Below are 22,524 nucleotides of genomic sequence, written 5' to 3' on the forward strand. Positions count from 1 at the left end.
ACCACGTTTGGCATTATGACAATAAAGACCATCACTAACCTATATGCGTACCCGATTAAATCCACCTCGGCTATCGAACTACAACAGGCTAAGGTAAGTGATACTGGTATCGATTTTGACCGTTATTTTGTCGTCACCGATCGCAATGGAAAGTTTATTACCGGTCGTACCAAAGCAAAACTAGTCTTAGTACAAAGTCATATACGCGGTAAGCAACTGACCATCAGCGCCCCAAACACGGAAGCACTAACACTAGATATCAACCAATTTCCCCAACAGTATCGCCCGGTTAGCGTTTGGAACGATACGATATCGGCACAGCTCACCCATGAAAAAGCCAACCAATGGTTTAGCCGTTTGCTCAACTGCGAGTGTTACTTGTACTTTTTAGGAGCTGAATCGATTAGGCCGCTTGCTAATTTTAACAATAACTTGAGTTACGCCGACGGCTATCCCTTACTGATTATATCCAAAGCATCATTGCGTGATCTCAATCAACGTTTGCAGCACCCGGTAAGCATGGCCCATTTCCGCCCGAATATCGTCGTTGATGGCTGTGAACCTTATGAAGAAGACAGCTGGCATACAATCCGTATTGGCGACATGTCATTGCAGATCGTTAAACCTTGTAGCCGCTGTATTTTTACCACCGTCGATCCGTTAACCGGTGTTCGCCGTAGCAATCGCGAACCATTAACAACCCTAGCGGATTATCGCCAGGCCCACGATGGACAGGTTTACTTTGGTCAAAATGCGCTGGCACTGCAACGCGGAACATTGCGCGTTGGTGACTCACTTGAAGTCGTGCGCAAACAAACTGCAATACAGTTTAGTCAATAAAATATTTGCTCGTTTTACCGCGTAACGGCAAACATAACTAGGTTTTACCCGCTAAGGCGATATAATACACACGAGTAAAACCCGACAATTTATTTGGAACCATGCATGTTATTGATGATTGATAACTACGACTCGTTTACGTATAACTTAGTCCACTATTTTGAGCATTTAAACGAACGCGTTGTCGTGGTCCGCAATGATGAAGTTAGCATTGCTGATATTATCAGCATGAATGCGGATAGAATTGTTATCTCGCCCGGCCCCTGCAACCCAGATAAAGCAGGTCTGTCACTCGACATCATTGATCACTTTAAAGACAAATTGCCGATATTAGGCGTGTGCTTAGGACACCAGTGCATAGCCCAACACTTTGGCGCAGTGGTTGAACGAGCCCGCCAGGTAATGCACGGTAAAACATCGTTGGTGAGCCATAATAGTCACGGTTTATTTGCGAACTTGAACCAGCCACTGCAGGTCACTCGCTATCACTCGCTTGTCGTCAACAAACAGTCGTTACCGACTTGTTTACACGTTACCGCTTGGACCGAGGACGCCAACGGTGAAATGGATGAAATTATGGCCCTTGAACACAAAACCCTGCCTATCATGGGAGTGCAATTTCATCCCGAGTCGGTGTTAACAGAACAGGGTCATCAATTATTAGATAACTTCTTGTCAATTTAACTCACTGAAATTTTGCGTTATTTTGATAATTTCACAACTTAAGTTATGATTGAAAAATAACAACTAGAAAAATGATTTCCATGGAAGCCAGACTACACCCGCGCAAAAATATACACGCGAGCATCCGTTTGTTAGCCGACCCCGAACAACAGCGCTTTGATACAACCAGCACCAATCTATCGATGTCTGGCATCCAAATTGCGGCCAACAAAGAACTCGTTGACCACTTACTGAAACAGCAAACACGACCAATCCACTTTGACATCTTGTTTGACACATATGACTCATTGCCATTTCGATGTCGCCTCATCGTTAACCGGCGACAATCGCATGACGAGTTTTTGCTTGGCTGTAAATTTATTCAATTGAGCGATGAGCACCTTGAATTGTTAACCCGCATACTAGACCAGCAAGCGTAGAGCTCTGCCACTGTCATCGCTTGTGGTCGCTAAATACGTCAGCATAACTAGTATCAACTCGTTATTGACCTACCCTCCCCTAAAACATTCATAGCATTTAACCAACAGCCCGCTAAAATCAATGAAACACTAAACCAACAAAACTTTTACCTTGTAATCCACAATTATGTGTTTAAAAAGCTCATAATAGTTATGCAACGAAAATGAATAAAACTCGCCAACCCCTTATTTTCATTGATGTCCAGCGCGATTGGCTAAAGACAACTCGCTTATATTCTGCGATAATGTTGGCACTTTTTTAGCTGAACCGCCCACAAACAAAAGTTTATTAGCAAATAACAAGGTTCACTAACTTTGATTTTTCAATGAGGATTTCGAACATGACTGAGCAAATTTCAGTAAATCGCGAATTATTTGATGATGTGATGGTGCCTAACTATTCACCGTCAGCAGTTATTCCAGTAAGAGGTAAAGGCTCTCGAGTATGGGACCAAAATAATAATGAACTGATCGACTTTGCTGGTGGCATCGCGGTAAGCTGTTTGGGTCACTGCCATCCAGCGCTAGTTGAAGCTTTAAAATCACAGGGCGAAAAGCTATGGCATTTATCAAATGTAATGACCAATGAACCAGCATTGCGCTTAGCTAAAAAACTCGTTGATAATACGTTTGCAGAAAAAGTGTATTTTGCCAACTCGGGTGCCGAGTCTAACGAAGCAGCCCTAAAATTGGCTCGCCGTTGGGCATTAGAGGTTCACGGTGAACACAAGTCGCAAATTATTTCGTTCAAACAAGGCTTCCACGGCCGTACCTTTTTTACCGTAACCGTTGGTGGCCAAGCGGCTTACTCGGATGGCTTCGGCCCTAAGCCGGGTGCGATTGATCACGCAGAATACAACAACCTAGCGTCGCTTGAAGCCCTGATCAGTGACAATACCTGTGCGGTAATGATGGAGCCACTGCAAGGTGAAGGTGGCATCGTATCACCGACTCAAGAATTTGTTGAAGGCGTTCGTGCGTTGTGTGACAAGCACAATGCATTGCTTATTTTTGACGAAGTACAAACGGGTGTTGGTCGTACCGGCGACTTATATGCTTACATGGGCCTGGGTGTTACACCTGATATCTTAACCACAGCTAAAGCACTCGGTGGTGGCTTCCCGATTGGCGCAATGTTAACGACAACTGAGCTTGCTAAGCATTTAAAAATTGGTACACATGGTAGTACATACGGTGGTAACCCGCTGGCCTGTGCTGTAGCAGAAGCGGCATTTGATACCGTTAACGATCCAGCGGTATTAACCGGCGTTCAAGCAAAAGAGCAGATTTTTAAGCAAGCGTTGCAGAAGATCAACGACAAATACAACGTATTTAGTGAAATTCGCGGTAAGGGCTTATTGATCGGTGCCGTGCTAAACGAACAATACCAAGGTCGCGGTAAAGACTTCTTAAATGCGGCTATGGCACAAGGTCTGATGACCCTCGTAGCGGGCGCGAACATTGTTCGCTTTGCACCATCGCTTATTATTCCTGAAGTTGACATCCTAGAGGGGATGGATCGTTTTGAAAAGGCGGTCAACACAATCGTAAACGGTTAATGCTACTCAACACTAGGACGATACTATGATTATTATCAGGCCAATTCGCAGCAGTGATTACGAAGCGCTACATCAAATTGCTGTTGAATCGGGACATGGATTTACTAGCTTGCCGGTCAACGAAGAACTGCTGGTTAACCGTATCAGTCGTGCTAATCAAGCCTTCCATCGCGATCAAATTGAAGGTGATGAAGGCTATTTATTTGTCATGGAAGATACCGCCACAGGCGAAGTTGTTGGTACCAGTGGTATCGAGGCTGCGGTTGGCTTAAACGATGCGTTTTATCACTATCACTTAGGCAAAGTCGTGCACTCATCACGCGAGTTAAATATCTACAACAATGTCGATATTTTAACCCTCAACAATGATTACACTGGTGCTACTGAAATATGTACCTTGTATTTACGCGAGTCATATCGCGCCAATAACAACGGTCGTTTCTTGTCGAAATTTCGATTTTTATTCCTAGCCGAGCACCAGCAACGCTTTAACCACCGAGTTATAGCAGAAATGCGCGGCGTCTCTGATGAAAATGGTAAGTCGCCGTTTTGGCAGTGGCTAGAAGAGCATTTCTTTTCAATGGACTTTCCAACTGCAGACTACTTAAGCGGCATTGGTAAGAAAGAGTTTATTGCCGAGTTAATGCCCAAGTACCCCATTTATGTCAGCTTACTGAGCAAAGACGCACAAGCGGTTATTGGTAAAGTACACGATAATACACTACCTGCCCTGCGTTTATTAGAAGGTGAAGGTTTTGTAAATCGGGGTTATGTCGACATTTTTGACGCCGGACCAACTGTTGAATGCGAGCTTGACGCGATTAAAACCGTTCGCCGTTCACGCAAGATGACGGTCTCCATTGGCGAGCCTCATGCCGGTCAGCGAACGATGATAATCAATACCAAAATTCAAGACTTTAGAGCGGTTTTCCAAGATGTTGCCATCGATGAAGACAGTAACACAGTCACCATTAACGCCGCGACAGCGGATGCTCTGCAAGTCGGTGAAGGCGATACTGTTCGCCTAGCAAACAGCTAAATTAGAGGAACTTATGACTCAATTAGTACAATTTATAAATGGCCAGTGGCTTGCAGGACAAGGCACTTCGATGCAATCACTAAACCCTGCGACCAATGAGACCTTATGGCAGGGAAAAAGCGCATCGCCAGAGCAAGTCGATAACGCTATTCACAGCGCGCGGAAGGCGTTTGAAAGCTGGGGGTTCTTAACCGTTGACGAACGCCTTGCCATCATCAATCGCTTCTTAGACGTGCTAACTGAAAATAAAGAGCAGATGGCAATCGCGATTGCTCGAGAAACCGGTAAGCCACTTTGGGAGACCCGTACCGAAGCAGGTGCCATGATCGGTAAAGTGAACATCTCGATTAAAGCCTATAATGAGCGCACCGGTACCGTTGAAAACCCAATGCCGGGTGCAAAAGCGTTTATTCGCCACAAGCCTCACGGTGTTGTCGCCGTATTTGGTCCATACAACTTTCCAGGTCACTTACCTAATGGTCACATTGTACCTGCACTTATTGCTGGTAACACCGTGGTATTTAAACCTTCAGAACTAACACCTATGGTTGCCGAGCTTACCATGAAGCTTTGGCAACAAGCAGGCTTACCTGACGGCGTTATTAACTTAGTTCAAGGTGAAGTTGAAACCGGCAAAGCCCTTGCATCACACCCTGAAATCGACGGCTTATTCTTTACCGGTAGCTCAACCACTGGTAAGTTGTTACACCAACAGTTTGCTGGTCAGCCTGGTAAAATCTTAGCCCTAGAGATGGGTGGTAATAACCCGCTCATCGTGAGTGATGTGGCTGACGTTGACGCGGCTGTACACGATATTATCCAGTCTGCGTTTATTTCAACGGGTCAACGTTGTACTTGTGCGCGTCGCTTATTCTTAAAAGACGACGCCAACGGCGATGCCATTTTGACTAAACTAATTGCCGCAACTAAAGCGATTAAAGTAGGTTACTACGATGATGAGCAGCAACCGTTTATTGGTTCGATGATCAGTGCAAAAGCGGCAGCAGGTATGGTTGCAGCGCAACAAAAAATCATTGAATTAGGCGGCAAAGTGTTGGTTGAATTAACCCAACCAAATGCTGAAACCGGTTTTGTTACACCGGGCATCATCGATGTAAGCGAGGTAACTAACCTTCCCGATGAAGAGCACTTTGGTCCGCTGCTTAAAGTTTACCGCTACAGCGATTTAGACCAAGCGATTGATCAAGCCAACAACACTAGTTTTGGTTTATCAGCGGGCTTATTAAGTGATAGTGAAGCAACTTACCAACACTTCTTTAAGCGCATCCGTGCAGGTATTGTTAACTTTAACAAGCCGATTACTGGTGCAAGCAGCGCAGCACCATTTGGTGGCATTGGTGACAGCGGCAACCACAGAGCGAGTGCTTACTACGCTGCTGACTATTGTGCATTCCCAGTTGCCTCTGTTGAAGCCGAAAAAGTTAGCTTGCCTGAAAGCTTAAGCCCTGGACTGAGCATTTAATGAAGTTAAGTTACCAACTGCAAGTCGCTAGTATCAAACCCGGCTTTTTCAAAGCGGTTGATAACCTATAAAACAACAGGCGAAGGCGCTCTCCTTCGTCTGTTAATTCGCATTAACTCACCAGAGCCTCTTCGCCTACTTAACAATAACACCACATTGCGGTGATATATGGGGATAACTATGAGTAACGAAGTAAAACAATTATTCGCCAACATTTGGCAACAATATCTTGAAGTAACGCCATCTGCAAAGCAAGTACATCAATTACTGGGTAATGGTCACGATATCATTAATGACCACGTTGCCTACCGCACCTTCAATTTAGATAAAGTAAACTTAGACAAGCTAGCACAACATTTGCTTAAGTTAGGCTACCGCGAGTGTGGCGAATACCATTTTGAAGCGAAAAAGCTTTACGCCAAACACTTTGAACACGCTGACGATACATTACCAAAAGTATTTATCAGCGAATTATTGGTTGAGCAATTATCAGCTCAAGCACAGCAGATCATTAAGCGCATTGTTGATGATATTGACGCTGATGCAATGAATGATGCAAGCATCCTCTACGCTGGCCGTAGCTGGGATATCAGCTTTAAAGAATACCAACAATTAGCGAGCGAGAGTGAATATGCTGCGTGGCTTGCTGCATGGGGCTTTAGAGCGAACCATTTCACAGTAAGCATCAATCACTTAGCCAACTACGAAAACATTGAACAAGTTAACCAAGCAATTAAAGACGGTGGTTTTGAGCTAAATAGTTCAGGTGGTGAAATAAAAGGTGATGCGAGTGTGATGCTCGAGCAATCATCGACGATGGCTGATAAAGCCGATGTTGCATTTACCGACGTAACCACAAGTATCCCAAGCTGTTTTTACGAATTCGCCAAACGTTATCCGATGAATGACGGAAAACTTTACACCGGTTTTGTCGCAGCGTCAGCGGATAAGATTTTCGAAAGTACTAACAACTAAACCTCTGGTAGCCGAATAAAGTGAACCTTGGGTTCACTTTTTTTTAACTGTCACTTTCTCGAGTATTTAACACTTGGCCACATGTAAAAACTAATCGCTATGCAAGCGCCTTGTTAAATTCTTAGTGTCAGTTAGAATAAGCCGACAAATTAAAAGGAGTGTATATGAAAGCACAAGTTAAATGGGTAGGCGATAACACCTTTATGGGCACATCTGATAGTGGTCATAGCATGTTAATGGACGCCAATGGTGGTGCCACAGCAGTAAGCCCAATGGAAAACGTACTACTGTCATTAGGTGGCTGCTCGTCAGTTGATGTGGTTAGTATTCTAGAAAAAGCTCGCCAACAAGTGACTCAATGTGTCGTTCACCTTGAGGGAACCAGAGCTGAAAGCACACCAAAAGTGTTTACTGATATCCACCTGCATTTTGTAATTACAGGGCACGATGTATCAGCTAAGCACGTTGAACGAGCTGTAGCACTATCTGCCGATAAGTATTGCTCTGTTGCTCTAATGCTTAACAACACGGTGAATATTACTCACGACTTTGAGATTGTTGGTGCCTAATCAACTTCTATCTACAACTTGTCGCTAATCTATTAGCGACAAGTTATCTGCGCTTGCCAACGACGTCGCGCCAATTACTACGGTATCCCCTCGTAACAGAACATCCCCACTTAATGGCGGATTATACGCTTATATAAAAATAAACCCTGTTCTGCGCATACTCGCATTCTAATAAAACCGCAATAAGGGTAACACTAGTACTCCAGCGCTCGCCTTAGAGTGCAATAGAGCGTCGCTAGCACTCTTATCGCGCTTATCGTTGATAACGAGTAACATGGACCTTACAAGGGCGCTTAAACCCAATGTCACGCCTTAGAGATGCAACGTGGTGGCATCGCAACACCCCAATCAACGGTAGGTTTGCATCCAGTCCATTTGCTGGTTAGCAAGTTGCTTTTTTTCCATGAGTTGCTCTATCAACGGGGTTAATATTAGCTCCATAGCTAAACCCATTTTACCCCCCGGTACCACAAGCGTGTTTATACGCGACATAAATGCGCCATCAATCATCCGCAAATAATATGGGAAATCGACGTTTTTCTTTTCGCGAAAACGAATAACGACAAAACTCTCATCGGCGGTTGGGATGGCTTTCGCGGAAAATGGATTAGAGGTATCAACGGTTGGCACCCGTTGAAAATTGATATGAGTCCGTGAAAACTGAGGTGTGATAAAGTTGAAATAGTCATCCATTGAATTGACAATGCTATCACTGACTGCTTCTCTAGAATGGCCACGTCGGCTCGTATCGCGAATGATTTTTTGAATCCACTCCAAATTGACAATCGGTACCAAGCCAATTAATAGATCAACGTGCTTTGCCACATCGTTTTGTTCAGTTACCACGCCCCCGTGTAAACCTTCGTAAAACAATAAGTCACTATCGGCCCCAATTGACTCCCAAGGAGTGAACGTGCCAGGCATTTGATTATATGGCACCGCTTCGTCAAAGGTGTGTAAATAACGACGCATGGTACCCTCACCCTTCTCGCCAAAATCGCGAAACAGTTGCTCTAAGGCACCAAAATCATTGGCTACGTCACCAAAATAACTCACCGAACGGCCTTCGCTTTTTGCTTTGCGACGCTCGAGTTCCATCTCCGGTCGTGAGAATCGGTGAAAACTATCACCCTCGACCATCGCTGCACGGATATCAAGCGACCGAAACATATGGGCAAATGCTTCAGAAGTCGTTGATGTGCCGGCACCGGATGATCCAGTAACCGCAATAATAGGGTTGCGTTCAGACATGATGTTTAAAAAAAGTTAACAGACCTACTGTTATACGGCGAATTGGCTGACGGGTCAAGGTTTGAGCGATTTGCAGGAGTTTAAACATCTAAACCACAACGGGATTTAAAGAGATCACATCCTCGGCATCTGCTCAATGCGTTGCTCTACCTCCTGAATCCTTGAAATCGAAAAACGTGATGGGATGATGTATAGGGACATACAAATGCCAGCAGATTCAGGGATGAATGCGTTATGGTGGTGACGTATAGGGACATACCAATGCCAGCAGATTCATGGGTGAGTAGTTTATGGTGATGACGTGCAGGGAAATACCAATGCCAGCAGGTTCATGGATGAAAGCTTTATGGTGGAGAGGACGCTACTTTTCTAACGCTAAGCAACATAGAGCGAGGAAACATTGATATGTTCACGGCAAGTAAATACGAGGTGTGGTGTTATACGTGAGTATTGACTTCACAAAGAACGTAGCGGTTTTAACCACTCTAAAATTAAGAAATAAAAAAAGGAGCCCTTAGGCTCCTTTTTCACATCTTATATTGCAATTATGCTTCAGCTGAAGTTTCTTCTACTTCAACAGTCTCTTCAACTGCTGGTAGGTCAACAAGCTGGATATAAGCCATAGGTGCTTTATCACCAGTACGGTAACCGCATTTAAGGATGCGAGTGTAACCACCTGGACGCTCTTGGTAACGAGGACCAAGTTCGTTGAATAATAAACCTACTACTTCTTGGTCGCGGGTACGAGCAAACGCTAAACGGCGATTTGCAACGCTATCAGTTTTAGCCAATGTGATTAGTGGCTCAACAACGCGACGTAATTCTTTAGCTTTAGCAACAGTAGTTTTGATTGTACCGTGCTTAACTAGAGAACTTGCCATATTGCGGAACATCGCTTGACGATGACTGCTATTACGGTTTAACTGGCGACCGCTTTTACGATGGCGCATAAGTTAATCCTTCTTCTCTATAAACTATTAATGTGATCGACTTAGTCGTTATCAGCAATGCTAGCTGGTGGCCAGTTTTCTAGGCGCATACCTAGAGATAGACCACGAGACGCCAATACGTCTTTGATTTCAGTTAGAGACTTCTTACCAAGGTTTGGTGTTTTAAGAAGTTCTACTTCAGCACGCTGTACTAAGTCACCAATATACTGAATCGCTTCTGCTTTCAAACAGTTAGCTGAACGAACTGTTAATTCTAGATCGTCAACTGGACGCAGAAGAATAGGATCAAAAGCAGGTTTTTCTTCCTTAACTTCTTCTTCTTTAACGTCACGTAAGTCAACAAATGCATCTAATTGCTCAGCAAGGATGGTTGACGCACGACGGATAGCTTCTTCTGGATCTAACGTACCGTTAGTTTCCATATCGATAACAAGCTTATCCAAATCAGTACGCTGTTCAACACGAGCTGAATCAACGTCATAAGCAATTCTATGAACAGGACTAAAAGAAGCGTCAACTAGTAAGCGACCAATTGCGCGCTCCTCTTCTTCGGCATTACGACGCACAGAAGCAGGTACATAACCACGACCCATTTCTACTTTGATGCGCATGCTGATCGAACCGTCACCTGTAAGTGTACAGATAACGTGCTCAGGATTAGCAATACTAACATCGCCATCGTGCTGAATATCAGCTGCCGTTACAGGGCCTTCACCCGACTTAGTTAAAGTTAAAACTGCTTCAGTTTTGCCTTCTAAACCAACAGCCAAACCTTTTAGGTTCAACAAGATCTCGATGATGTCCTCTTGAACACCTTCTTTAGAGCTGTATTCGTGCAATACACCATCAATTTCCACTTCAGTCACTGCGCAACCAGGCATAGATGAAAGAAGGATACGACGTAGTGCGTTACCTAAAGTATGACCAAAACCACGTTCAAGTGGTTCTAAAGTTACCTTGGCACGAGTTGGCGATACATTTTCAATACCAACCAATTTCGGCTTAAGGAATTCGGTTACAGAACCCTGCATTATTGTCCTCTCTTAAAGTTCAGCTTTATTTCGAGTAAAGCTCGACAATCAACTGTTCGTTAATTTCTGCTGATAGGTCAGAACGGTCAGGAATACGCTTGAACGTACCTTCCATTTTCTTACCATCAACTTCAACCCAGACTGGCTTCTCACGTTGCTCAGCAAGTTCTAAAGCAGCAACAATACGCGCTTGAGATTTTGCTTTTTCACGAATAGAGACCACATCGTCTGCCTTAACAGCGAAAGATGGAATGTTAACAACTTTACCGTTAACCATGATAGCCTTGTGGCTAACTAGCTGACGAGCTTCTGCGCGAGTTGACGCGTAACCCATACGGTAAACTACGTTGTCTAAACGCTTTTCTAAAAGCTGTAGCAAGTTTTCACCTGTGTTACCTTTTAGACGAGCAGCTTCTTTATAGTAATTACGGAACTGTTTCTCAAGAACGCCGTACATACGACGAACTTTTTGCTTCTCACGAAGCTGAACACCGTAGTCAGATAAACGACCACGACGTGCGCCGTGCTGACCCGGAATAGTTTCGATTTTACATTTAGTATCGATCGCGCGAACACCAGACTTAAGGAATAAGTCGGTACCTTCACGACGGCTAAGTTTTAGCTTAGGACCTAAATATCTTGCCATTTTCTTTCTCCAACTTACCTATTAAACGCGACGTTTCTTAGGTGGACGACAACCATTATGAGGAATAGGTGTTACGTCAGTGATGTTGGTGATTTTAAAACCAGCAGCATTTAAGGCACGGATTGCAGATTCACGACCTGGACCTGGACCTTTAACGAACACTTCAATATTCTTCAAACCAAACTCTTGTGCGGCTTTACCAGCACGATCTGCAGCAACCTGTGCAGCAAATGGAGTAGACTTACGTGAACCACGGAAACCTGAACCACCAGCTGTTGCCCAAGATAACGCGTTACCTTGACGATCAGTTAGAGTTACGATTGTGTTGTTGAAAGAAGCATGGATATGAGCCATGCCATCAGCAACTTGCTTTTTAACGCGCTTACGTGCGCGAGTTGGTGTTTTAGCCATGTCTAATTACCTCGATCTACTTTTTAATCGGCTTACGAGGACCTTTACGGGTACGCGCATTAGTCTTAGTGCGTTGACCACGTAGAGGAAGACTGCGACGATGGCGTAAACCACGGAAACAGCCAAGGTCCATCAGACGCTTGATGTTCATTGATACTTCACGACGTAAGTCACCTTCAACGGTAAAATTCGCCACTTCGTTACGAAGCAAATCGATTTGAGCTTCGTCTAATTCACTGATCTTAGTATCTTCAGCGATACCAGTTGCCGCACAGATAGCTTTTGCGCGGGTTGCACCGATACCGTAGATAGCAGTAAGGGCAATTACTGCATGCTTACGATCAGGGATGTTAATGCCAGCGATACGGGCCACTAACACATCTCCTATAATTTAGGTTAAAAGAAACCGGTTGAAAAGCCCGTAAGGATACTCAACCAGCAGTTTATTTGCAATATAAAGTGTCACAAATTGCACTATTTTACAACTTGTGACACTTGAATAAAAGATTAAGCGATTAACCTTGACGTTGCTTGTGCTTAGGGTCGGTCTTGCAAATTACGCGAACAACACCTGCACGTTTAACAACTTTACAGTTACGGCAAATCTTTTTAACGGATGCACGAACTTTCATTTTATACTCCGCTGGTCTTATCGACCATAGCCTTTAAGATTGGCTTTCTTCAGTACGCTGTCATATTGATGTGACATCAAATGAGTTTGTACCTGCGCCATAAAGTCCATAATTACTACCACAATAATGAGTAGAGACGTTCCACCGAAGTAGAATTGTACGTCCATAAATATCATCATGAACTCAGGAACCAAACAAATCAAAGTAATGTATAGAGCCCCAGCTAATGTTAAGCGGGTCATTACTTTATCAATATACCTAGAGGTTTGCTCACCAGGACGAATGCCTGGGATAAACGCACCAGATTTCTTCAAATTATCTGCTGTTTCACGCGGGTTGAAAACAAGCGCCGTGTAGAAAAAGCAGAAAAAGATTATTGCTGCAGCATATAGCATTACATACAGTGGTTGACCTGGTGACATTGCCAGAGAAATCTCTTGCAAGAAATCAGCAACCGGGCCACTACCTTGACCGAACCAACTCGCGATGGTTCCAGGGAACAAGATAATACTTGAAGCAAAGATAGGTGGGATTACACCCGCCATGTTTACTTTCAACGGTAAATGCGTGCTTTGAGCGGCAAATACTTTACGACCTTGTTGGCGTTTAGCATAGTTTACCACAATGCGGCGTTGGCCGCGCTCAACAAATACCACAAACCAGGTTACAACAGCAACGATACCACCAATCAACAATAATGCTAGTGGATGCAGTTCACCTTGACGCGCCATTTCTGCAGTTTGACCAACTGCTGATGGCATGCCTGCAACAATACCAGCGAAAATAAGGATTGAGATACCATTACCGATACCGCGCTCTGTAATTTGCTCACCTAACCACATTAAGAACATGGTGCCGGTTACTAACGAAACTACTGCGGTAAAGTAGAAGCCAAAGCCTGCGTTAACCACAAGACCAGGCATCATACCAGGTAAACTTTTCGCAATCGCTATCGACTGAACTGTTGCCAGAAGCAGTGTGCCGTAGCGTGTGTATTGGCTGATCTTACGACGTCCAGCTTCACCCTCTTTCTTCAATTCCATCATGCTCGGTACGACGTGAGTCGAGATTTGCATGATAATCGAGGCTGAAATGTACGGCATAATACCAAGTGCCAATACAGAGGCTCGCTCAAGTGCACCACCGGAGAACATGTTAAACATTTCTACGATGGTGCCCTTTTGTTGTTCAAACAACTGAGCTAGTACAGCGGCGTCAATACCAGGGATTGGTACAAATGATCCTAAACGAAACACGATAAGCGCTCCGAGTACGAACAACAATCTTTGTTTAAGCTCAGACAAACCGCCTTGAGCCTTGTTTTCCATTCCTGGTTTAGCCATTTTTGTACTATTCCTCTACTGTACCACCGGCAGCTTCAATTGCTGCACGTGCACCTTTTGTTACTGCAAGGCCACGAACCGTAATCTTACGGGTGATCTCACCAGACAACATGATCTTAGCTGTTTCCATGTTGCGTGAGATGATGCCTGCTTCCTTAAGCGCGTGAATGTCAACAACATCTGCAGTCATTGTGTTTAACTCGTGTAAGCGAACTTCAGCGCGAACTAAAGACTTACGTGAAGTAAAACCAAACTTAGGCAAACGTTGCTTAAGTGGCATTTGACCACCTTCGAAACCAGGGCGTACACCACCGCCAGAACGAGACTTCTGACCTTTGTGACCACGGCCACCAGTTTTACCTAGGCCAGAACCAATACCACGACCAACACGCTTCTTAGCTGATTTAGAACCAGGTGCAGGGGATAATGTGTTTAAATGCATTGTTTAGTCCTCCACCTTAACCATGTAACGCACTAGGTTGATCATACCGCGTACTGATGGAGTATCTTCTAACTCTACAGTATGATTGATACGACGTAAACCTAAACCTTTTAAAGTTGCACGGTGAGTCGGAAGACGACCGATTGAACTTTTAACTTGAGTTACTTTAACAGTCTTAGCCATTGTTCATTACCCCAGAATGTCAGTAACGCTCTTACCACGCTTAGCAGCAACTGCTTCAGGTGACTTCATGCCAGCTAAAGCGCCGATGGTAGCGCGAACAACGTTAATTGGGTTAGTAGAACCGTATGCTTTTGACAATACGTTCTGTACGCCAGCAACTTCTAGTACGGCACGCATCGCACCACCGGCGATGATACCTGTACCTTCAGATGCAGGTTGCATGTAAACTTTAGAACCTGAGTGCTTACCTTTAACAGCGTGCTGTAAAGTAGTACCTTTAAGGTCAACGTTTACGATATTACGGCGAGCCTTTTCCATTGCTTTTTGGATTGCAGCAGGTACTTCACGTGCCTTACCGTAACCAAAACCAACACGGCCATTACCGTCACCAACTACTGTTAGTGCAGTGAAACTGAAGATGCGACCACCTTTAACCACTTTTGATACGCGGTTAACAGCGATTAGCTTTTCAGCAAATTCACTTTGTTGTGTGTTTTCTACATTAGCCATTATCTACTCCTAGAATTTAAGGCCAGCTTCACGAGCTGCTTCAGCTAGAGTTTGAATGCGACCGTGGTATAAGAAACCTGAACGATCGAAAGCTACTGATTCAATACCTTTAGCAGCAGCGCGTTCTGCAATAGCTTTACCTACAGCAGCAGCAGCTTCTTTATTGCTAGTTGCTTTAACTTGCTCACGGATTTCTTTGTCAAGAGTTGATGCAGATGCAACAACTTGAGCGTCAGCCGTGATAAGTTGAGCGTAAATGTGACGAGGAGTACGGTGTACAACTAAGCGATTCGCACCCAACTCGCTGATTTTAGCACGCGTGCGCTTAGCACGACGTAAACGAGATGTTTTCTTATCCATTGTATTACCCTACTTCTTCTTAGCTTCTTTACGACGAACGATTTCGTCTGAGTAACGAATACCTTTACCTTTATAAGGCTCAGGCTTACGGTACGCACGAATGTTCGCAGCAACTTGACCAATCACCTGCTTATCAGCACCAGTAAGTACGATTTCAGTTTGACTAGGAGTTTCAACTTTAACGCCAGCTGGAATTGCGTGTTCTACTGGGTGAGAGAAACCTAAAGCTAGGTTTAACGTTTGACCAGCAGCGTTTGCACGATAACCAACACCGTTAAGAATTAAGCGCTTTTCAAAGCCTTGGCTCACACCAACAATCATGTTGTTGATAAGTGCGCGAGCAGTACCGGCTTGCATCCAAGCAGCTTTTGACTCTTCAGCTACAACAGTTTTGATTTCGTTCTCTTCATGAGCAACGTTAACAAGGCTGTTGATAGTGCGAGATAATTCGCCCTTTGGACCTTTAACTGTGATGTCTTGACCAGATAACGTAACAGTAACGTCAGCAGGTACAGCCACAGGTGCTTTTGCAACACGAGACATATTCTTGCTCCTTACGCTACGATACCGATGATCTCACCGCCTAAACCTGCATTACGTGCAGCGCGGTCAGTCATTAGACCTTTAGAAGTTGAAACGATAGCGATACCTAGACCTGCTAATACTTGTGGTAGATCGTTGCTACCTTTGTATACGCGAAGACCTGGGCGTGAAACACGCTTGATAGTTTCGATTACTTCTTTACCTTCAAAATATTTCAAAGTAACAGATAACTCAGGCTTTTTGCCTTCGATTACGTTGAAATCGTTAATGTAACCTTCTTCTTTAAGCAAGTTTGCAATAGCAACTTTCAGCTTTGAAGATGGCATAGTTACTGCAACTTTAGCTGCAGATTGACCGTTACGGATGCGTGTGAACATATCCGCGATAGGATCAGTCATCATAATCGCTTACTCCTTACCAACTTGCTTTCTTAAGACCAGGTACTTCACCACGCATGGTTGCTTCACGTAACTTGATACGGCTTAAGCCGAACTTACGCAAGTAACCGTGTGGACGACCAGTAACAGTACAACGGTTACGTTGACGGCTGCTGCTTGAATCACGTGGTAAAGTTTGTAGTTTTAACACTGCATCCCAACGCTCTTCGTCAGAAGAGTTTACGTTTGAGATGATATCTTTTAGTGCACGACGCTTTTCAGCGTACTTGGCTACTAATTTTGCACGCTTTGCTTCACGTGCTTTCATTGATGATTTAGCCATTACTCTACACCTTATTTCTTAAACGGGAAGTTAAAGGCAGTCAGCAAAGCACGACCTTCCGCATCGTTACCCGCAGTAGTAGTGATAGTGATATCCATACCGCGAATTTTATCTACTTTATCGTAGTCGATTTCAGGAAATATGATTTGCTCACGCACACCCATGCTGTAGTTACCACGGCCGTCGAACGATTTAGGGTTCAAGCCACGGAAGTCACGGATACGAGGAACTGAAATTGAGATTAAGCGCTCAAAGAATTCCCACATGCGCTCGCCGCGTAGAGTTACTTTTGCACCAATAGGGTAGCCTTCACGGATCTTAAAGCCAGCAACAGATTTGCGTGCTTTAGTCACTAGAGGCTTTTGACCCGAGATTGCAGCAAGATCAGCTACAGCGTTGTCTAGCACTTTCTTGTCAGAAATAGCTTCACCAACACCCATGTTTAGCGTGATCTTCTCAATTCGAGGGACTTGCATGACACTTTTGTATCCGAACTCTTTGGTCAGTTCAGCAACAACTGTATCTTTGTAAAAATCATGCAGTTTCGCCATCGTTTACTCCAAATTAAACTAATTCGTTGTTAGACTTGAAGAAACGAACTTTTTTGCCGTCTTCAATTCTAAAACCTACGCGATCAGCCTTGCCAGTAGCAGGGTTTTTAATCGCAACGTTAGATACGTCGATAGCAGCTTCCTTTTCAACGATACCACCAGCGATGTTCATTTGAGGAACAGGACGTTGGTGTTTCTTTACTAGGTTGATGCCTTCAACGAAAACTTTACCTTCAGCTGTAAGAACTTTAGTGACTTTGCCACTTTTGCCCTTATCTTTACCAGCTAGGATTACTACCTCGTCATTTTGACGAATTTTAGAGGCCATTTCATAGACTCCTTATAGTACTTCTGGAGCTAGTGATACGATCTTCATGAACTTTTCAGTTCGAAGTTCACGTGTCACAGGCCCGAAAATACGAGTACCAATTGGTTGTAAGTTGGTGTTCAACATTACAGCCGCGTTACCATCGAAACGGATGGCTGAGCCATCTGGACGACGAACGCCTTTTCTAGTGCGCACCACTACCGCGTTTAGTACATCACCCTTCTTCACTTTACCGCGAGGAATAGCTTCTTTAACAGAAACCTTAATGATGTCACCAATGCCAGCATAGCGACGGTGCGAGCCACCTAGAACCTTTATACATTGCACGCGTCGAGCGCCGCTGTTATCAGCAACGTCTAGCTGTGATTGCATTTGGATCATTTTATGTGCTCCGCTTATGTTAAAATTCAAGACTAATTAACTAGTCTTTCACTGCCTTAAAATCCATCCACTTAGAGTGAATGGGCGCGAGATTATAACACTACAAATGTAAAAGTGGTACTTTATTTAAACAAAATTTCAGACAAAGCCTAAAAAGTTAAAAACTTGTTACCAGATTCAAATATTAACTGTCTGATTTACCTTAATAAAAAACACAAACAGCAATTACAAATTGTTACTAAGTCAATGCGTACCACTGAACTTATGAAGCTCGACAGTTCGATTAAAATAATCTCATTCCCCAAGCGCGGCACGATTATAATTTAACCAACGATATCGTACAAATTTTATACACCCCTTTTGTGTTTAAAAAATGTAACCGAGATTGGTGTCTAGTCAGTAAATAGCACTTACGTGGTTACTGCGTTCAGTTGCGCAAAGATGGGCAATACGTGCGATTCAATATGGGTACCACGGCGCGCGTGCTATTAGCCGCCAACACTTTCCTATCTCACTAATGTTTTGCTATACATAATAATGAGTAACAAACAACCAAACGATTAGTTCAAAAGCGGTTACACGTCGCGAGAGTTAGACGGATAGAACTGAGCTAGTTAACGCTGAATGTGAGATAGGAGAGACAGTATGGGAAGCAATGTAGGGATCGTCGACAGAGTGATGCGCATCGTTGTTGGCTTGGTTATGATTTGTTGGGCGGCTACTTACGGCCCATCCTGGGGATACATAGGCATAGTACCTTTACTTACCGGTATCTTTAAATTTTGTCCAGTCTATCGTGTGCTAGGAATGAATACTTGTGGAAGACACTGATGCCATCAGTCGAAAGTATTATTTCTAGCACCGTGAGTACAGGTCATTAGTACTTGATAGCACAAAAAGGGCTCCAGTGAGGAGCCTTTTTACAGCTTTAAGAACAATCTTAAATTAACAAGTTGTCTGGAACAACTTATAAGCGCATAGCGACCTGCAGGGCAGCTTATATGGAGATAAGCTGTTCTTCTTTTTCTACAACGTCAACTAAAGTCCAAGACTTAGTTTTTGAAACCTGAGGTGTTGCCACATTCAATGAATGTGCATTTCAACATGCTTGTTGTAAGCACTTAGATATTTTCCAAGCCTATTTATAAAAACAAAAAGGGCTCCCGAAGGAACCCTTTTTACAGCTTTAAGAACAATCTGAAATTATGCTTTTTCTACAACGTCAACTAAAGTCCAAGACTTAGTTTTTGAAACCTGAGGTGTTGCCACATTCAATGAATGTGCATTTCAACAAGCTTGTTGTAAGCACTTAGATATTTTCCAAGCCTATTTATAAAAACAAAAAGGGCTCCCGAAGGAACCCTTTTTACAGCTTTAAGAACAATCTGAAATTATGCTTTTTCTACAACGTCAACTAAAGTCCAAGACTTAGTTTTTGAAACCTGAGGTGTTGCCACATTCAATGAATGTGCATTTCAACAAGCTTGTTGTAAGAACTTAGATATTTTCCTAGCCTATTCATAAAAACAAAAAGGGCTCCCGAGGGAACCCTTTTTACAGCTTTAACAACAATCTGAAATTATGCTTTTTCTACAACGTCAACTAAAGTCCAAGACTTAGTTTTTGAAATAGGAGCACATTCACGAATTGTTACTACATCACCTTCGTTACATACGTTAGCTTCATCGTGTGCTTTCAACTTAGTTGAACGAACCATGAACTTACCGTAGATAGGGTGCTTAACACGACGCTCAATCAGTACAGTGATAGACTTGTCCATTTTGTTACTGATAACGGTGCCTTGTAGAGTACGAATAGTTTCGCTCATTATGAAGCCGCCTTCTGATTTAGGATTGTCTTAACACGTGCGATATCGCGACGTACGTTACGTAGCAAATGCGTTTGAGCTAGCTGACCAGTGCTTGCTTGCATGCGATAGTTAAACTGTTCGCGCAATAAACTTAGCAATTCAGCATTAAGCTCTTCAATGCTTTTATCTTTTAGTTCACTAGCTTTCATTACATTACCTTACGAGTTACGAAAGTTGTTTTGAAAGGAAGTTTAGCAGCTGCTAAAGCAAATGCTTCGCGTGCAAGTTCTTCGCTTACACCTTCCATTTCATAAAGAACGCGACCTGGTTGGATTTGACAAACCCAATACTCAACGCCACCTTTACCTTTACCCATACGAACCTCAAGAGGCTTCTTGGTAATTGGCTTGTCAGGGAAAACACGAATCCAGATTTTACCTTGACGTTTAATGTGACGAGTCATCGCTCGACGTGCTGCTTCGATTTGACGAGCAGTCATACGACCACGCTCAACAGATTTCAAACCGAACGAACCGAAGTTTACAGTGCTACCAGTGTGAGCTAGACCACGGTTACGCAGTTTCATCTGCTTGCGGAATTTAGTACGTTTTGGTTGTAACATGACTTACTTTCCTTACTTACTGCTCTTGCCTTTGCCTTTTCTCTTCGGCTTAGCTGGTGCTTCAGCCTGTAGAGGCATACCACCGATAACTTCGCCTTTGAAGATCCAGACTTTAACACCAATAACACCATAGGTAGTGTCTGCACGAGCTGTTGCGTAATCGATATCAGCACGTAAAGTGTGTAATGGTACACGACCTTCACGATACCACTCAGCACGTGCGATATCCGCACCGCCAAGACGACCGCTAACTTGTACTTTGATACCTTTGGCACCTAAACGCATAGCGTTTTGTACAGCACGCTTCATTGCGCGACGGAACATAACACGACGCTCTAATTGGCTCGCAATGCTGTCTGCAACTAGTTGCGCATCCATTTCTGGCTTGCGAACTTCAGCGATGTTGATTTGTGCAGGTACACCAGCGATTTGAGAAACTTTCTTACGTAACTTCTCAACGTCTTCACCTTTCTTACCAATCACAACACCTGGACGTGCAGTGTGGATAGTTACGCGAATAGACTTAGCTGGACGCTCAATAACAATTTTCGACAAAGATGCACGCTTTAACTCTTCAGTTAGGTAAGCACGAACTTCGTGGTCACCTTTGATGTTAGCTGCATATTCTTTAGTATTTGCATACCAAGTAGACGCGAAAGGTTTAGTGATACCTAGGCGAATACCGGTAGGATGTACTTTCTGACCCATTCGAATATCTCCTAGCTATCAGATACAACCACAGTGATGTGGCTAGTACGCTTAAGGATACGATCCGCGCGACCTTTCGCACGAGGTTTAATACGTTTCATTGTTGGACCATCGTCAACCATAATGGTTTTTACGAATAGTTCATCAATGTCTGCACCTTCGTTGTGCTCAGCATTAGCGATTGCAGAGTTAAGAACTTTCTTAACTAGAACAGCAGCAGACTTGTTGCTGTATTCTAGAATTTCAAGAGCTTTCTCAACATGTAAACCGCGGATTTGGTCAACAACCAAACGAGCTTTTTGAGCTGAACCACGGGCAAATTTATGTTTAGCGATAGCTTCCATTTAATTTCCCCTTATCTTTTCTTCGCTTTCTTATCAGCAGCGTGGCCGCGATAAGTACGAGTAGGTGCAAATTCACCCAGCTTGTGACCGATCATTTCATCGGTAACGAATACTGGAACGTGTTGACGGCCATTATGGACAGCAATGGTCAATCCGATCATCGAAGGGATGATCATTGAACGACGAGACCAAGTTTTGATAGGTTTCTTGTTCCCGCTTTCCAGAGCTTTCTCTACCTTCGTTAACAAGTGCAGGTCAATAAAAGGACCTTTCTTGAGAGAACGTGGCATGGTAATTCCTCTTAATTAAAAATTAGTACTACTTAGTACGACGACGTACGATGAACTTGTCAGTACGCTTGTTCTTACGAGTCTTGTAACCTTTAGTAGGTACGCCCCATGGAGATACAGGGTGACGACCACCAGAAGTACGACCTTCACCACCACCGTGTGGGTGATCTACCGGGTTCATCGCAACACCACGAACGGTTGGACGAACACCACGCCAGCGAGTTGCACCCGCTTTACCTAGTGAACGCAACATGTGTTCTGCGTTACCGATTTCACCTAATGTCGCACGACACTCAGCTTCAACTTTACGCATTTCGCCTGAACGAAGACGTAGAGTTACGTAAGCGCCATCTTTTGCTACTAACTGTGCGTAAGTACCCGCAGCACGAGCGATTTGTGCACCTTTACCAGGCTTAAGCTCGATTGCGTGAATTACAGAACCTAGTGGCACGTTACGAAGTGGCATAGTGTTACCAGCAGAGATTGGTGCATCTACACCAGACTGCACTGTATCACCAGCTTTCAGGCCTTTAGGAGCCAAGATGTAACGACGCTCACCGTCTGCGTAAAGTACAAGTGCGATGTTTGCACTGCGGTTTGGATCATATTCCAAACGCTCTACTTTCGCAGGGATACCATCTTTAGTACGTTTAAAGTCAATCAAACGATAGTGATGCTTGTGACCACCACCAACGTGACGAACTGTAATACGACCAGTATTGTTACGACCACCAGACTTAGAGTTTTTCTCTAAAAGAGGCGCGTAAGGCTTACCTTTGTAAAGCTCAGGGTTTACCACCTTAACAACGTGGCGACGACCCGGAGAAGTAGGTTTACATTTTACAATAGCCATTACTCAAT

General features: G+C 43.9%; 34 protein-coding genes. 9 read left to right on the forward strand and 25 right to left on the reverse strand.

Going from position 1 to position 22,524, the window contains the following annotated elements; all coding sequences use genetic code 11:
* Positions 1–15: 15 nt before the first annotated feature.
* From ACAY30_RS12930 to ACAY30_RS12965, 8 genes are all read left to right on the forward strand, one after another.
* Positions 16–840 carry an MOSC domain-containing protein gene (locus ACAY30_RS12930; RefSeq protein WP_290252537.1) on the forward strand — a complete coding sequence of 275 codons (825 nt, stop codon included), beginning with the start codon at positions 16–18 and terminating at the stop codon, positions 838–840.
* Positions 841–945: 105 nt separating this feature from the next.
* Entirely contained in the window at positions 946–1,524 is a 579-nt protein-coding gene (locus tag ACAY30_RS12935; RefSeq protein WP_290252536.1) for an aminodeoxychorismate/anthranilate synthase component II, read from the forward strand.
* Positions 1,525–1,604: 80 nt separating this feature from the next.
* The gene (locus ACAY30_RS12940) at positions 1,605–1,943 is read left to right on the forward strand and encodes a PilZ domain-containing protein (protein WP_290252535.1); all 339 of its coding nucleotides are present in this window, start codon (positions 1,605–1,607) and stop codon (positions 1,941–1,943) included.
* A 392-nt stretch (positions 1,944–2,335) separates the two neighbouring features.
* A complete protein-coding gene (locus ACAY30_RS12945; protein WP_290252630.1) occupies positions 2,336–3,541 on the forward strand; it encodes an aspartate aminotransferase family protein in 1,206 nt (401 codons plus the stop codon).
* A gap of 25 nt (positions 3,542–3,566) precedes the next feature.
* Positions 3,567–4,580, forward strand: coding sequence for an arginine N-succinyltransferase (astA, locus tag ACAY30_RS12950; RefSeq protein ID WP_290252534.1), 1,014 nt, complete (start codon positions 3,567–3,569; stop codon positions 4,578–4,580).
* 13 nt (positions 4,581–4,593) lie between these two features.
* On the forward strand, positions 4,594–6,063 hold the full coding sequence (gene astD, locus ACAY30_RS12955) for a succinylglutamate-semialdehyde dehydrogenase (RefSeq protein ID WP_290252533.1): 1,470 nt from the start codon (positions 4,594–4,596) through the stop codon (positions 6,061–6,063).
* A gap of 180 nt (positions 6,064–6,243) precedes the next feature.
* A complete protein-coding gene (locus tag ACAY30_RS12960) occupies positions 6,244–7,038 on the forward strand; it encodes a DUF1338 domain-containing protein (RefSeq protein WP_290252532.1) in 795 nt (264 codons plus the stop codon).
* Between the two features lie 164 nt (positions 7,039–7,202).
* Positions 7,203–7,607, forward strand: a complete 405-nt coding sequence (locus ACAY30_RS12965) for an OsmC family protein (protein WP_290252531.1) — start codon at positions 7,203–7,205, stop codon at positions 7,605–7,607.
* Positions 7,608–7,955: 348 nt separating this feature from the next.
* On the opposite strand, the gene ACAY30_RS12970 is transcribed toward ACAY30_RS12965, so the two are convergent.
* From ACAY30_RS12970 to rplN, 18 genes are all read right to left on the reverse strand, one after another.
* On the reverse strand, positions 7,956–8,858 hold the full coding sequence (locus tag ACAY30_RS12970) for a phosphoribulokinase (RefSeq protein ID WP_290252530.1): 903 nt from the start codon (positions 8,856–8,858) through the stop codon (positions 7,956–7,958).
* Positions 8,859–9,403: 545 nt separating this feature from the next.
* Positions 9,404–9,808, reverse strand: coding sequence for a 50S ribosomal protein L17 (rplQ, locus tag ACAY30_RS12975; RefSeq protein WP_290252529.1), 405 nt, complete (start codon positions 9,806–9,808; stop codon positions 9,404–9,406).
* Between the two features lie 41 nt (positions 9,809–9,849).
* Positions 9,850–10,839 (reverse strand): DNA-directed RNA polymerase subunit alpha, encoded by a 990-nt coding sequence (rpoA, locus tag ACAY30_RS12980; protein ID WP_290252528.1) that lies wholly within the window; start codon positions 10,837–10,839, stop codon positions 9,850–9,852.
* A 25-nt stretch (positions 10,840–10,864) separates the two neighbouring features.
* The gene (rpsD, locus tag ACAY30_RS12985) at positions 10,865–11,485 is read right to left on the reverse strand and encodes a 30S ribosomal protein S4 (protein WP_290252527.1); all 621 of its coding nucleotides are present in this window, start codon (positions 11,483–11,485) and stop codon (positions 10,865–10,867) included.
* A 21-nt stretch (positions 11,486–11,506) separates the two neighbouring features.
* Positions 11,507–11,896 (reverse strand): 30S ribosomal protein S11, encoded by a 390-nt coding sequence (gene rpsK / locus ACAY30_RS12990; RefSeq protein WP_136736752.1) that lies wholly within the window; start codon positions 11,894–11,896, stop codon positions 11,507–11,509.
* A gap of 16 nt (positions 11,897–11,912) precedes the next feature.
* On the reverse strand, positions 11,913–12,269 hold the full coding sequence (gene rpsM / locus ACAY30_RS12995) for a 30S ribosomal protein S13 (RefSeq protein WP_290252525.1): 357 nt from the start codon (positions 12,267–12,269) through the stop codon (positions 11,913–11,915).
* A gap of 142 nt (positions 12,270–12,411) precedes the next feature.
* Complete coding sequence (rpmJ, locus tag ACAY30_RS13000; protein ID WP_074496180.1) at positions 12,412–12,528, reverse strand: 50S ribosomal protein L36; 117 nt, start codon at positions 12,526–12,528, stop codon at positions 12,412–12,414.
* Positions 12,529–12,545: 17 nt separating this feature from the next.
* Positions 12,546–13,871 (reverse strand): preprotein translocase subunit SecY, encoded by a 1,326-nt coding sequence (gene secY / locus ACAY30_RS13005; RefSeq protein ID WP_290252524.1) that lies wholly within the window; start codon positions 13,869–13,871, stop codon positions 12,546–12,548.
* 7 nt (positions 13,872–13,878) lie between these two features.
* Entirely contained in the window at positions 13,879–14,313 is a 435-nt protein-coding gene (rplO, locus tag ACAY30_RS13010) for a 50S ribosomal protein L15 (protein WP_290252523.1), read from the reverse strand.
* A gap of 3 nt (positions 14,314–14,316) precedes the next feature.
* Positions 14,317–14,496, reverse strand: coding sequence for a 50S ribosomal protein L30 (gene rpmD, locus ACAY30_RS13015; protein WP_290252522.1), 180 nt, complete (start codon positions 14,494–14,496; stop codon positions 14,317–14,319).
* A 6-nt stretch (positions 14,497–14,502) separates the two neighbouring features.
* On the reverse strand, positions 14,503–15,006 hold the full coding sequence (gene rpsE / locus ACAY30_RS13020) for a 30S ribosomal protein S5 (protein WP_290252521.1): 504 nt from the start codon (positions 15,004–15,006) through the stop codon (positions 14,503–14,505).
* Between the two features lie 9 nt (positions 15,007–15,015).
* On the reverse strand, positions 15,016–15,366 hold the full coding sequence (gene rplR, locus ACAY30_RS13025) for a 50S ribosomal protein L18 (protein WP_290252520.1): 351 nt from the start codon (positions 15,364–15,366) through the stop codon (positions 15,016–15,018).
* A gap of 9 nt (positions 15,367–15,375) precedes the next feature.
* Positions 15,376–15,909 carry a 50S ribosomal protein L6 gene (gene rplF, locus ACAY30_RS13030; protein ID WP_290252519.1) on the reverse strand — a complete coding sequence of 178 codons (534 nt, stop codon included), beginning with the start codon at positions 15,907–15,909 and terminating at the stop codon, positions 15,376–15,378.
* A gap of 11 nt (positions 15,910–15,920) precedes the next feature.
* Positions 15,921–16,313: a 30S ribosomal protein S8 gene (gene rpsH, locus ACAY30_RS13035; RefSeq protein WP_290252629.1), complete on the reverse strand. Its 393-nt coding sequence runs from the start codon at positions 16,311–16,313 to the stop codon at positions 15,921–15,923.
* Positions 16,314–16,323: 10 nt separating this feature from the next.
* Entirely contained in the window at positions 16,324–16,629 is a 306-nt protein-coding gene (gene rpsN, locus ACAY30_RS13040) for a 30S ribosomal protein S14 (RefSeq protein WP_290252518.1), read from the reverse strand.
* An 11-nt stretch (positions 16,630–16,640) separates the two neighbouring features.
* Positions 16,641–17,180, reverse strand: a complete 540-nt coding sequence (rplE, locus tag ACAY30_RS13045) for a 50S ribosomal protein L5 (RefSeq protein ID WP_290252517.1) — start codon at positions 17,178–17,180, stop codon at positions 16,641–16,643.
* 13 nt (positions 17,181–17,193) lie between these two features.
* Positions 17,194–17,508, reverse strand: a complete 315-nt coding sequence (gene rplX, locus ACAY30_RS13050) for a 50S ribosomal protein L24 (protein WP_290252516.1) — start codon at positions 17,506–17,508, stop codon at positions 17,194–17,196.
* A gap of 12 nt (positions 17,509–17,520) precedes the next feature.
* Positions 17,521–17,889 carry a 50S ribosomal protein L14 gene (rplN, locus tag ACAY30_RS13055; RefSeq protein ID WP_290252515.1) on the reverse strand — a complete coding sequence of 123 codons (369 nt, stop codon included), beginning with the start codon at positions 17,887–17,889 and terminating at the stop codon, positions 17,521–17,523.
* 702 nt (positions 17,890–18,591) lie between these two features.
* On the opposite strand from rplN, the gene ACAY30_RS13060 reads away from it, so the two are divergent.
* Entirely contained in the window at positions 18,592–18,720 is a 129-nt protein-coding gene (locus tag ACAY30_RS13060; RefSeq protein WP_371190286.1) for a DUF2892 domain-containing protein, read from the forward strand.
* Positions 18,721–19,468: 748 nt separating this feature from the next.
* On the opposite strand, the gene rpsQ is transcribed toward ACAY30_RS13060, so the two are convergent.
* Genes rpsQ through rplB form a run of 7 tightly spaced genes read right to left on the reverse strand, consistent with a single transcriptional unit; the run spans position 19,469 to position 22,516 of the window.
* Positions 19,469–19,717: a 30S ribosomal protein S17 gene (rpsQ, locus tag ACAY30_RS13065; RefSeq protein WP_290252513.1), complete on the reverse strand. Its 249-nt coding sequence runs from the start codon at positions 19,715–19,717 to the stop codon at positions 19,469–19,471.
* Positions 19,717–19,908: a 50S ribosomal protein L29 gene (gene rpmC, locus ACAY30_RS13070; RefSeq protein WP_290252512.1), complete on the reverse strand. Its 192-nt coding sequence runs from the start codon at positions 19,906–19,908 to the stop codon at positions 19,717–19,719. The genes rpsQ and rpmC overlap by 1 nt, the downstream gene beginning before the upstream one ends.
* Positions 19,908–20,321, reverse strand: coding sequence for a 50S ribosomal protein L16 (gene rplP, locus ACAY30_RS13075; protein WP_290252511.1), 414 nt, complete (start codon positions 20,319–20,321; stop codon positions 19,908–19,910). The genes rpmC and rplP overlap by 1 nt, the downstream gene beginning before the upstream one ends.
* Before the next feature lie 12 nt (positions 20,322–20,333).
* Complete coding sequence (gene rpsC, locus ACAY30_RS13080; RefSeq protein WP_290252510.1) at positions 20,334–21,029, reverse strand: 30S ribosomal protein S3; 696 nt, start codon at positions 21,027–21,029, stop codon at positions 20,334–20,336.
* Positions 21,030–21,040: 11 nt separating this feature from the next.
* Entirely contained in the window at positions 21,041–21,373 is a 333-nt protein-coding gene (rplV, locus tag ACAY30_RS13085; RefSeq protein WP_290252509.1) for a 50S ribosomal protein L22, read from the reverse strand.
* Between the two features lie 11 nt (positions 21,374–21,384).
* Complete coding sequence (gene rpsS, locus ACAY30_RS13090; protein ID WP_290252508.1) at positions 21,385–21,663, reverse strand: 30S ribosomal protein S19; 279 nt, start codon at positions 21,661–21,663, stop codon at positions 21,385–21,387.
* A gap of 28 nt (positions 21,664–21,691) precedes the next feature.
* Positions 21,692–22,516 (reverse strand): 50S ribosomal protein L2, encoded by an 825-nt coding sequence (gene rplB / locus ACAY30_RS13095; protein WP_290252507.1) that lies wholly within the window; start codon positions 22,514–22,516, stop codon positions 21,692–21,694.
* Between the last annotated feature and the right edge of the window lie 8 nt (positions 22,517–22,524).

Origin of the sequence: Thalassotalea ponticola (assembly GCF_041379045.1) — a bacterium.
Classification (GTDB): Bacteria; Pseudomonadota; Gammaproteobacteria; order Enterobacterales; family Alteromonadaceae; genus Thalassotalea_A; species Thalassotalea_A ponticola.